The sequence below is a fragment of the Paenibacillus sp. 01L418 genome (assembly GCF_056400045.1).
Map to the genome: position 1 here is coordinate 1 of NZ_JBFTSN010000194.1, position 11525 is coordinate 11525.

The 11525-nt window shown below is 42.1% G+C and carries 9 protein-coding genes; 2 read left to right on the top strand and 7 right to left on the bottom strand.

Annotated features, from left to right (window positions below; translation table 11 throughout):
- Positions 1-83: 83 nt before the first annotated feature.
- Positions 84-1910 (top strand): APC family permease, encoded by a 1827-nt coding sequence (locus AC1DSE_RS20620; RefSeq protein WP_477528108.1) that lies wholly within the window; start codon positions 84-86, stop codon positions 1908-1910.
- A 65-nt stretch (positions 1911-1975) separates the two neighbouring features.
- Here the strand turns inward: AC1DSE_RS20620 and AC1DSE_RS20625 are convergent, their stop codons facing one another.
- The 6 genes from AC1DSE_RS20625 to zwf form a co-directional block, all read right to left on the bottom strand.
- Positions 1976-2557, bottom strand: a complete 582-nt coding sequence (locus tag AC1DSE_RS20625) for a hypothetical protein (protein ID WP_477509695.1) — start codon at positions 2555-2557, stop codon at positions 1976-1978.
- Positions 2558-2789: 232 nt separating this feature from the next.
- Positions 2790-3089 (bottom strand): hypothetical protein, encoded by a 300-nt coding sequence (locus tag AC1DSE_RS20630; RefSeq protein WP_076265619.1) that lies wholly within the window; start codon positions 3087-3089, stop codon positions 2790-2792.
- Between the two features lie 216 nt (positions 3090-3305).
- On the bottom strand, positions 3306-4724 hold the full coding sequence (gndA, locus tag AC1DSE_RS20635) for an NADP-dependent phosphogluconate dehydrogenase (RefSeq protein WP_477528109.1): 1419 nt from the start codon (positions 4722-4724) through the stop codon (positions 3306-3308).
- 72 nt (positions 4725-4796) lie between these two features.
- Positions 4797-5465: a fructose-6-phosphate aldolase gene (gene fsa, locus AC1DSE_RS20640; RefSeq protein WP_477528110.1), complete on the bottom strand. Its 669-nt coding sequence runs from the start codon at positions 5463-5465 to the stop codon at positions 4797-4799.
- A 52-nt stretch (positions 5466-5517) separates the two neighbouring features.
- Positions 5518-7509 (bottom strand): transketolase, encoded by a 1992-nt coding sequence (tkt, locus tag AC1DSE_RS20645; RefSeq protein ID WP_477528111.1) that lies wholly within the window; start codon positions 7507-7509, stop codon positions 5518-5520.
- The gene (gene zwf / locus AC1DSE_RS20650; protein ID WP_477509697.1) at positions 7502-9010 is read right to left on the bottom strand and encodes a glucose-6-phosphate dehydrogenase; all 1509 of its coding nucleotides are present in this window, start codon (positions 9008-9010) and stop codon (positions 7502-7504) included. The genes tkt and zwf overlap by 8 nt, the downstream gene beginning before the upstream one ends.
- 123 nt (positions 9011-9133) lie before the next feature.
- Between zwf and AC1DSE_RS20655 the strand changes: the two genes are divergently transcribed.
- Positions 9134-10009 carry a LysR family transcriptional regulator gene (locus AC1DSE_RS20655; RefSeq protein WP_076265614.1) on the top strand — a complete coding sequence of 292 codons (876 nt, stop codon included), beginning with the start codon at positions 9134-9136 and terminating at the stop codon, positions 10007-10009.
- A 159-nt stretch (positions 10010-10168) separates the two neighbouring features.
- Here AC1DSE_RS20655 and AC1DSE_RS20660 read toward each other — a convergent pair.
- On the bottom strand, positions 10169-11525 hold a 1357-nt coding region (locus tag AC1DSE_RS20660), incomplete at its 5' end, for an ABC transporter substrate-binding protein (RefSeq protein ID WP_477528112.1).

Sequence of the window (11525 nt, forward strand, 5' to 3'; positions counted from 1 at the left end):
CTCCAGTTTTATTTCATAAAGTTTATTTATTTTATTTGCAGGGTAATATACACACAATAAATTAAGCGAGGTGAGGCTAACGAATGTTCTCTTCATTAAAAAGGTTTTTAATCGGACGACCATTAAAATCAACGGAATTAGGCGAGCAAAAACTGAATAAAACAAAAGCTCTTGCCATTCTTTCTTCAGATGCCTTATCTTCTGTGGCATATGGTCCTGAGCAAATATTGTTAGTCTTAATCACCGTTAGTGCCGCCGCTTTTTGGTATTCCATACCGATTGCCATTGGTGTATTGATTTTATTATTAGCACTTATTTTATCCTATAGGCAGATTATTTTTGCATATCCTCACGGCGGAGGCGCTTATGTCGTATCCAAAAAAAATCTAGGTGTATACTCTGGGTTAGTAGCCGGAGGCTCACTGTTAGTTGACTATATCTTAACGGTAGCGGTAAGTGTATCTGCCGGAACAGATGCCATTACATCTGCTTTCCCAAGCTTGCATCCTTATAATGTGATCATTGCGATTATTTTTGTATTATTTATAACCATCTTGAATTTAAGGGGAGTAACGGAGTCCGCTTCAATATTAGCCTTTCCGGTTTATTTATTTGTTTTGGCTTTATTCATTTTAATCATTGTAGGCATTTACAACATTCTATTAGGCAATGTCTCGCCAGAATTACATACACCTATTGGAACGCCAGTGGCAGGAATTAGTTTGTTTCTGCTGCTGAAAGCTTTTTCCTCCGGAAGTTCTGCTTTAACAGGGGTTGAAGCTATTTCGAACGCAATACCCAACTTTAAAAGCCCGTCTCCAAGTAATGCTTCCAAAACGTTAATTGCGATGGGGTCGCTGCTTGCCATATTATTTTCCGGAATCGTATTTTTAGCTTATTACTATGGTATTAGTCCCCGGGAAGAAGTCACCGTTGTTTCAGACATTGCTGAACATACGTTTGGTCGGAACTTTATGTATTATTTTATTCAAGGAACAACTGCATTAATTCTGATCCTTGCTGCTAATACAGGATATTCTGCTTTCCCCTTGCTGGCAGTCAACTTAGCCAAAGATAAATTTATCCCTCGAATGTTTACCATTAGAGGAGACAGATTAGGTTATTCCAACGGCATTATTATTCTAGGCGTTTTCTCAATCCTGTTGATTATAGCATTTGAAGGCCGAACTGAGCATCTCATCCCACTTTATGCCGTAGGTGTATTCATCCCCTTTACACTCTCGCAGACGGGTATGATGGTAAAATGGATTCGTGAAAAACCGCAAGGCTGGATATCTAAGCTAATCATTAACTCAACAGGTGCGGTTATAAGCTTTATCGTCACCATGATGTTCTTTTTAACCAAATTCGCACAGGTGTGGTCCGTATTAATTTTTCTTCCTCTTATCATTTTGCTCTTTCACCGAATTAGAAAACATTATGAATCTGTAGCCGATCAACTGCGAATTACGACCTCTGAGGYCGCTATTCCAATTGAGGGGAATGTGATCATACTTCCTGTGGCTGGTATTACCCATGTGGTCGAGAACTCATTGAATTACGCCAAATCGCTGTCACCTCACCAGATCATTGCGGTTCATATTCCATTTGAAAGAGAGGATGAATTCACTTTCGAAGAAAAATGGAAAACGTGGCAGCCTGATGTGCGACTCGTTACTTTACATTCGCCTTATCGAAGCATCATTCAACCATTAACTAAATTTATTGATACCGTTCAGCGCAAGGCGAGTGAATCAAATTACAAAGTTACTGTCATCATCCCACAGTTTATTCCAAAGAAAGGTTGGCACAATATGCTGCATAACCAATCCAGTTTATTGATTCGTGCTCACTTGTTATATAGAAGAAATGTGATCGTCACTACAGTACCTTATCACTTAAAAAAATAATGACTTGAACGATTATGATGCAATTGTTCCGTGAATAAAAGGCTGCCAATGGCAGCCTTTTATTGCTATCTAGTTGCTGCGATCAAATGACCATTGTTATCCATGCCTCGAAAAACAAATCCCCTATTGTCCTTAGGATTAATTTCTAGATATGATACTGCATACCCATTTCGTACAGGTAATTCAATATATACCGTTGAGTCGCTCTTAATAAATTCCAAATTGTCCTCTTCAACATTGCTAAAATTATCATTGCTAATAATGACTCGCTTTATCTCAGGGTTAATCGTAGAAAATGCAAAAATAATGTCGTACATTTTGTTAGCATTTAATTGAGCTGACCATGTTCGTTGAATGGTATTCGGTTCGTTAGCGCTTGGAGCTAATGGAGAGGTCTCGGATACGCGATATAGAAATCCCCATCTCTTCGTAACGAGCTTAACAAAATCCATATCCTCCATTTTCCATATAACTAGTTTATCCTTTCCGAATGCTTGCTGATATACCGCTTCTCCGTCTGCACGAGCATATGCCTCTTTCAGTGCTTTACTTTCACTAAAAACATACCCGCTTCTATTTCCAAAATAAAATAGGAGCAGACATACACATACAGAGTAAATAAGTATTCTCGACCGTTTTGGCTTCATCTTGTCTCCTATTCGTGAATAATTCTATTGCAAAGTCTTTATCTCATTCTAATTTCACTTAATTCAAAATAATCCCATAATTTACAGACGTGTAATAGGATTGAAAGTTGCGCATAACAGATCGTTCCTTTTACAAAGAAAATAGAAACTGTACGCTTGTATCCTCCCATGAACACAAAAAAGTTGAGCAGAAGTTTTCCTTCTACTCAACTTTTTTTGGGCTGCGCATGGGTTACTCCACGCCGTCCTTGAAGTTTTTAGTATAGTTTTTATCACCTTTGTGCTCCAGGTCCTTCACCGTTTTCTCAAGCGTAGAGACAATCTCTTCTTTAACCTGTGTCAGCGTTTCGTAAAACAACGCCTCTTCCGTACCTATGATTTTGACGCCGCTAATGGCCTGCATGGATTGAAAGCGTCTGTGCTGATCAGCAAGATCGTCAATCGCTTTCAGCGTGTGCATCGTTTGCAGAAATAAATCCTTATGTTGCTGGTTGGAAAGTCGATCCTCAAGTTGTTTCATTCGTGTGTTCATCGGCACTCTTCCCTTCATTTACAATATGAGGATGGCTACTTCAAGCAGTTCCTTACTTCCATTGTATAATTTTCCTTCTGTCAAAAACAACTTTTATCCTTCGCGCTCCAAAATCACTGTCTCCATTCGCCATCTGAAACAAAAAAAACTCCTACACAGATAACATGAAAAATGAATTCATGATTATCTGCTAGGAGTTTGTGTTGGTTTTAATCGTTATTCGTTATTTTCCATCCATTGAAAGTGGAAGCTTCCCTCTTTATCAAGGCGCTGGAAAGTATGTGCTCCAAAATAATCCCGTTGCGCTTGCAGCAAATTAGCAGGAAGTCTTTCTGTACGATAGCTGTCATAATACGCTAATGCGGAAGCGAATGCTGGAACCGGAATGCCTCTAGTTACAGCGATGGAAATGACTTTTCTCCAAGCCTCTTGATAGTTCTCAACAATATTGCTGAAGTATTCATCCATCAATAGGTTATTCAAAGCTGGATTGCGGTCATAGGCATCCTTAATATTTTGCAAAAATCTTGCACGGATAATACATCCTCCGCGGAAGATCATCGCAATGCTGCCATATTTCAAATCCCAGTTATAAGCGTCAGAAGCAGCTCTCATTTGGGCAAAGCCTTGCGCGTAGGAAKCGATTTTGCTTGTGTACAGCGCTTTGCGAACAGCTTCGATAAATTCCTGCGGATCACCGTCGTAGCTGGATACCGCTGGGCCGTTTAATTTTTTGCTCGCAGCCACACGTTCTTCTTTCATAGCGGAAATAAAGCGAGCGAACACGGATTCCGTAATGATCGACAATGGCACACCCAAATCCAATGCACTTTGGCTAGTCCACTTGCCAGTACCTTTTTGTCCTGCTGAATCGAGAATGACATCAACCATTGGTTTGCCTGTTTCCGGATCAATTTTCTTGAAAATATCTGCCGTTATCTCGATCAAATAACTATCCAGCTCGCCATTGTTCCATTCCGTAAAAATGTCATGAAGCTGGCTAGTGTTCAGGTTCAACACATCTTTGAGCAGGTGGTACGCTTCGCCGATGAGCTGCATATCGCCGTATTCGATGCCGTTGTGTACCATTTTGACATAGTGGCCAGCGCCGTCAGCACCGATATAAGTGCTGCATGGATCACCATTCACTTTTGCTGAAATAGCTGTCAAGATTGGCTCTACAAGCTCGTATGCGTCTCTTTGACCGCCTGGCATGATAGCTGGACCGTTAAGCGCACCCTCTTCGCCGCCAGAAACGCCGGCTCCGATAAAGCGGAAGCCTAATGCTTGAAGTTCTTTGTTTCTGCGCTGTGTATCTGGAAAATAGGCGTTACCGCCATCAATAAGAATATCTCCTTGGTCCAGATACGGCACCAACTGATTTATCGTATCATCTGTCGGTTGACCCGCTTTCACCATGATAAGAATTTTACGCGGCGATTCCAGTGATTGTACGAATTCTTCCACACTGAATGCGCCGACAAAATCTTTTCCTTGTGCCTCCGCCAATAGTTCATTTGTTTTCTCTGCTGAACGATTATACACGGCAACCGAGAAACCTTTGCTTTCTATATTCAAGGCTAGATTTTTACCCATTACGGCCAAACCAACCACGCCAATTTGTTGTTTTTTCATGATAACTGCCTCCCTGTCATTACTGTCCTGTTGTAGATAAACATTTATGGATTAACGTTTGGAAACCGCAGATTACTGCTGCGCCGTTTTCTTCCAATCAGCTGCGAACTTCTCCATGCCTTGATCCGTTAGAGGATGTTTGGAGATTTGTTCGATTACAGAGAACGGAATCGTTGCTATATGTGCCCCAGCCATCGCTACACGAGTAACATGATCCGGGTGGCGAACAGATGCAGCGATGATTTGAGCATCCAGATTGTGCGTACGGAACAATTCAGCAATCTTCGTGACGAGCAGAACACCATCTTCCGAAATATCATCCAAACGACCGAGGAATGGAGAAACATAAGTCGCTCCAGCGCGAGCAGCCAAAAGCGCTTGGTTCACAGTGAAAATCAATGTTACGTTTGTTTTCACGCCTTTTTTGGTCAAGTAGCGGCAAGCTTCTAGACCAGCTAGCGTCATCGGAAGCTTAATTGTAATGTTTTTATCATTGTTGTTGATTTTGATCAGTTCATTTGCCTGCGCGATCATTTCTTCAGCTGTTTCTGCGTCAGGCGTCACTTCTGCTGATACCGATTCTACCTCAGGCACTTCGCGAAGAATTTCTGCTATGYGGTCTTCGAATTTCACGCCTTCTTTGGCAACCAAAGATGGATTCGTCGTAACACCAGACAATACACCGATTTTATAAGCTTTTTTGATATCTACCAAATTCGCAGTGTCGATGAAAAATTTCATAATTAAAACCTCCGTTTTTTATTATTAAATTTTTATTGTCTTCATGCATTGCTTAGCGTAATTCTTTCGCCATTCGAACCACGTTATCTACCGAAAATCCGAAAAACTCTAAAACTTCACTACCGGGTCCAGAAGCGCCAAACGTATCGATGGACAATACGYTGCCGCTTGGTCCTGTATAACTATCCCAGCCTAACGAAATGCCAGCTTCAATAGCTAAGCGTTTCGTAACAGATGCAGGCAGCACTGATTGCTTATATTCTGCCGATTGACGGTTGAACAATTCACGGCTTGGCATAGCTACTACACGAACTGAAATATTTTCCTTCTCAAGTTCAGTTTTTGCGCCAACTGCCAGAGAAACCTCAGAACCGGTACCGATTAGAATAATGTCAGGCTTGTCGTTTGTCTCCGTTAGAACATAACCACCGCTGGCAACCGCAGCGACATTGCCTTTAGTTTCTTCATATATAGGCAAGTTTTGTCTGCTTAGTACTAAAGCTACTGGTCCTTCATTTTGCTGCAAAGCATAAGCCCAAGCATTAGCCGTTTCATTGGCATCAGTTGGACGGATAACTGTAAGCCCAGGAATCGTGCGCAATGCTGTCAAATGCTCAACGGGCTCATGAGTAGGTCCATCTTCGCCAACAGCGATCGAATCATGTGTAAATACGTAAATGACAGGAAGCTTCTGCAGTGCAGCCAACCGAATGGACGGACGCAGATAGTCGCTGAATACGAAGAATGTACTTACAAACGGTTTTACGCCGCCGTGCAATGCCATACCATTTCCAGCAGCCCCCATAGCATGCTCACGAACGCCGAAGTAAATATTTCGTCCTGCATAAGATTCAACAGCAAAGGTTTTTTCGCCGTTAATATCAGTCATCGTTGAATGGGACAAGTCTGCGCTACCGCCAAAAATTGAAGGCACCGTTTTAAGGTAATGATTGATCGCTTGACCGCTCGCTACACGTGTAGATACCGTTTTGGAAGCATCGAAAGTAAGAAGATCTGCAGCATCGATAACAACAGAACCTTCAATGACTTGCTCAAGTTCCGTACCAAGCGCCGGATGCTGTTCTTTATAAGCAGCCATTAGCTGATTCCACGCTGCTTCTTTTGCTTCGCCTTTTTGTTTCAACTGTGCAAAGTGAGCTTGAACTTCTGCTGGAACGGTAAATTCTTCCTCATGATCCCAACCGTAAACCGCTTTTGTCGCTTTTGCCTCTTCTTTGCCTAGTGGATTGCCGTGCACTTTATTCGTTCCCGCTGCCTTGCTTCCGTATCCGATAACCGTACGAACTTCGATAATGGTCGGCTGCTCTTCATTGCTCTTTGCTGCCTCGATCGCATTTGATATTTGTTCGATATCATTGCCATCTTCAACACGCATGTAGTGCCAATTAGCAGATTCCGCTCTCTTCTGCATGTTTTCCCCGAAAGAAAGATTGAGGTCGCCGTCTAAGGAAATATCGTTGGAATCGTACAATACAACGAGTTTATCGAGTTTCATATGTCCAGCCATAGACATCGCCTCGTAAGAAATTCCTTCCATTAAGCAGCCGTCTCCGACAAGTGCATACGTGTAATGATCAACAACCGGGTATCCGTTTTGATTAAATTTTGATGCTAGGTGAGCTTCGGCCATTGCCATACCTACAGCCATCGCAAGTCCTTGTCCTAGTGGCCCTGTTGTTGCATCAACACCATCTGTATGGCCATACTCAGGATGTCCAGGCGTTTTGCTGTTCAGCTTACGGAACTGCTTCAAGTCCTCGAGCGATACGTTATAGCCGGATAAATGCAGCAGGCTGTAAAGCAAAGCTGAGCCATGACCCGCGGACAAGACAAAACGGTCACGGTTGAACCATTTTGAATGGCTCGGATTGTGATTAAGGTGGTTGCCCCAAAGTGAGTACGCCATAGGCGCAGCTCCCATTGGAAGCCCCGGATGTCCGGAATTTGCAGCGTTTATAGCATCGATAGACAGTGTACGGATAGTATCAATAGATAGTTGTTCAATTGTTTTTGTATTAAGCATATTGTTCTCCTTTTATGGTTTCGATTTCTTGTTCGGTCTTCTCATCGAACCACCAATGGAAGCCGTCTTGTGCAAGCAGCATATCAGACTCAACCGGACCGTATGTGCCAGCTGCATAACGATGCAGCGGAACTAAGTTTTCTTCATAAGCTTCCAAAATGGGTTGAACCCATTTCCATGACAATTCGACTTCGTCCCAATGCGCGAAAAATGTAGAGTCGCCGTGCAAAGCATCGTGAATCAAATTCTCATAAGCTTCTGGCACATTGTCTCTCGTCGCATGAAAATCGATATTCATGGGCTTGAATTCACCCTTGTGCTCAGGGTCTCTCGTATTTAATTGCAATCTAATGCTCTCGTCAGGACTGATCTCAAATACAAGCAGATTAGGCATTTTGCTATCATCGTTTGTTGCAGCTTGCTTTATTGGTTCTTTGAACTCGATCACAATTCTTGTTGATTTGTCCTTCATTCTTTTGCCTGTACGGATATAGAAAGGAACGCCCCGCCAGAAGTAATCGTCAATTTGCAGTTTAGCTGCAATAAAAGTGTCGTTCATGGAGTTTGCAGCAATGTTTGGTTCGGAGGTATAACCGACCACCGATTCCCCTTGAATCTCTCCTTCTCCATATTGTCCTCTTATCACTTGGGTGTTGACATCTGCTTTTTGCAGCAGCTCCAGTGATTCCATGACCAGTTTCTTTTTGAAACGGACATTTTCTGAGGTGCTGTTGTTCGGAAGGTGAATGGTCAACATCATGAGCAATTGAAGCATATGGTTCTGGAACATGTCTCTGATTGCACCAACATGATCATAATAGCCAGCTCTTTCTTCCACGCCTACAATTTCGTTTGCCGTAATTTGAACGTTGGCAATGTAGCGTTTGTCCCAAAGTGCTTGAAGGACTGGATTGCTTTGCTGCAGAACCTCAAGCTTTTGAACCATCGGCTTGCCAAGATAATGATCAATACGGAAAACTTCTTCTTCCGCAAACGATTTGCTCAGGTTTTCATTCAATTCTCGAGCAGACTGCAAATCATGACCAAATGGCTTCTCGATTACWAGCCGCTTCCAGCCATTAGCGGAACCAAGCCCGCTTTCATGAATGTTAGCTGCAATCGGTTCAAAAAATTCAGGTCCAACCGACAAGTAAAACAAGCGATTGGGTGCAACGCGCAGCTCTTCTTCCCGTTTCTCAATAAGATGAAGAAGCTTATGGTAATCTTCTTTGCGGCCAACATCCAAAACACTATAGCGGAATGTACGCAAAAATTTTTGAATCAATTCTGGATCATTTGCTTCACGCCTGGAAAACATACGAAGAGATTGTTCGACATTGTCCTGAAAGGTTTTATCGGATAGCTCTCTTCTTCCGAGGCCGACCACGGAGAAGAACTCCGGCAGCTTTTGATCAATAAATAAATTATACAAAGCAGGGTAAATTTTTCTCTTTGCTAAATCCCCTGTCGCTCCAAACAAAACAAATGTGGTAGCCTCCATGTTCTTACTCCTTCCAGCAGTGCTTTGTAGTTAGTACTGGTTTCTATTTCCTAATTCCACTATAATACGAATATGACCTATACAAGTAATTCATATTTTTCACAGGAGCTATAGATACTGTCTATGATCAATTATGAGCTATACAAAGTTTTTTACTGGACGGCGAAGAAGGGAAGCTTATCCCAAGCCGCAAAATCGTTGTATATCACGCAGCCGAGCGTTAGCCATGCCATCAAGCAGTTGGAAGACAGCTTAGGCATCATTTTGTTTTATCGGAATTCTAAGGGTGTTGCTCTGACGCAAGAGGGTGAAATCCTTTATTCCTATATTGAGAAATCTCAAATTCTCATCTCGCTAGCCGAAGAAAAGATGGCGGCTCTTAAAAATTTGGACAGCGGTGAGCTGCGGATCGGTGGAAGTGATTCGTTGTTCAAGCATTATTTGCTGCCTTATTTGGAAACCTATCACGAAAAATATCCCGGTATCAAGCTGCATCTGAATCATGGAACGACACCAGAAACCATCGCTTTTCTGAAGGAAGGCAAAATCGATTTGGGCGTCGTTCGTATGCCCATCGTCGATTCGCAGCTAGAGGTTATGAAGGGCATTCAGCTGCAGGATTGTTTTGTAGCAGGAGCAAGATATGCTGAGCTTAAGGACAAGGTGCTCTCACTAGAAGTGCTGCTCCAGTATCCAATTATCCTGTTCTCTCGAAACAGTCGTGTACGAATGGCGATTACCGAACTATTCCAAAATTATGGGCATCAAATCAAGCCAGAAATTGAGGTAGGAAGCGTTGATCTGCTCATCGAATTCGCGCGGAAAGGCCTTGGTATTTCTTATGTGACTAAAGAATTTATTGCCAAAGAACTGGAAGAAGGTTCTCTCTTTGAGATTCAATTGGATATTCAGATGCCTCCATCACAAGTAGGCTTTATGATCATGCACAATATGCCGCTATCCAATGCGGCAAGCAAGTTTTTGGAGCTGGTGAAATAACGGCTTATGGAAAAAAAAGGTCAAGTACGGTGAGTACACACCATGCTTGACCTTGTTTCTATCTGTGTTCATGCATCCAATTTCATATCAGCGGTATTAAATACTTTGTGTAAAAATATTGAATGATTGCCAAATATACACGTATTTCCTATAACAAAATTACTTAAGCTTCGATAGACCAACAATCCAGTCAGCCAACTCCTTCGTTTGTGCGAGGAGAGCGATAGGATCACGATACCATGAACGTTCTTCATTCCAAAGGAAAATTCGTTCTTCCCGTACCGCTTCCAGAGAACCCCATATTGGATCTTTTTTGAGCTCTTCCAGCGATGACTCGGTTGTTAGGACGATATAGTCCCCTGCATACTCCGGCAGTTTCTCTATTGATATTTTCGAGTAAGTATTAGCTAATATATTTTCAGGGATTGCAGTTGGAGCAGCAAGGCCCAGCATCTGATAAATATTTCTGCCTCCACGACCTGATTTGGGGCCGAATGCGAAAACTTGTCCATCATACTCCTGGAATACTGAAAATGTAGAACCTTCTGGTAAAAGCCCTGCAATTTTCTCCTTCGCTTCAGCTGTATGGAGATCATATTGTTTCAACCATTCAGCCGCCTCATCTTCTTTGCCTAATACTTCTCCAAAATAGGTTAATTCTTCATGAACACTATTGAAGGTATTAGAGGCGATAGACACCGTCGGTGCAATCTCACTATATTTCTCATAAACCTCTGGCTTGGTCGTATGTGTAATAATAATATCCGGCTCTATAGAAAGGAGCTTCTCTATCGAGTCACCGACATCTTCCACACCTTCCAAATGCCCCTTTAAATACGGGCTATTCAGCAGCACATTATTGGAACCGATCGGTTCAACGCCAAGAGCAATTACAGTGCCCAAATAGTCAATAGATGCTACTCGCTTCGGATTTATTGGAATTTCCACATCACCAAAATGGGTAGCTACTATTTTTGTTTCATTTAACTGCGCAGCAGTTGTAGAAGTATTGGCAGACTGATTGTCTGATGTTTTCTCTGTTCCTGTCATATTGCCCGAGCTCGCGTTTCTCGGGGTGTTAGTCGCTGCTGAGCACGCACTAACCATAATAGCAAAACAGAGCCATACTGTGGACAGCATTACCGTTTTGGAGCCTTTGTTCATTGTGTAATCCTCTTCTCTTATGAATTGAGAATGTTTTTCATTCTCATTATAAATATAGTTTTGAGAGGTTTGATTAACAATGGAGTTTTTTAACGTTTTTTTTGTATGATTAGAACCCTGTCCTTGATCGGACAGATGTTTATTTCGAAATTTACCTGGTGCAATACCTGCATATTTTTTGAAAATACGATTGAAATAGAACAAATCTGAATATCCCACATTCAGTGCGATCTCTTGTAAAGTAGCATCTGTCGTAAGCAATAAAAATTGTGCTTTCTCTATTCTCAATTTAATGACATATTCAATCGGACTGAATCCTGTCTGCTCTTTAAATTTGCGCGTAAGATACTGT

Excerpts from the sequence above, each read along its gene's own strand:
- AC1DSE_RS20625 (WP_477509695.1), bottom strand. The coding sequence starts at position 2,557 with ATGAAGCCAAAACGGTCGAGAATACTTATTTACTCTGTATGTGTATGT.
- AC1DSE_RS20630 (WP_076265619.1), bottom strand. The coding sequence starts at position 3,089 with ATGAACACACGAATGAAACAACTTGAGGATCGACTTTCCAACCAGCAA.
- AC1DSE_RS20655 (WP_076265614.1), top strand. The coding sequence starts at position 9,134 with ATGATCAATTATGAGCTATACAAAGTTTTTTACTGGACGGCGAAGAAG.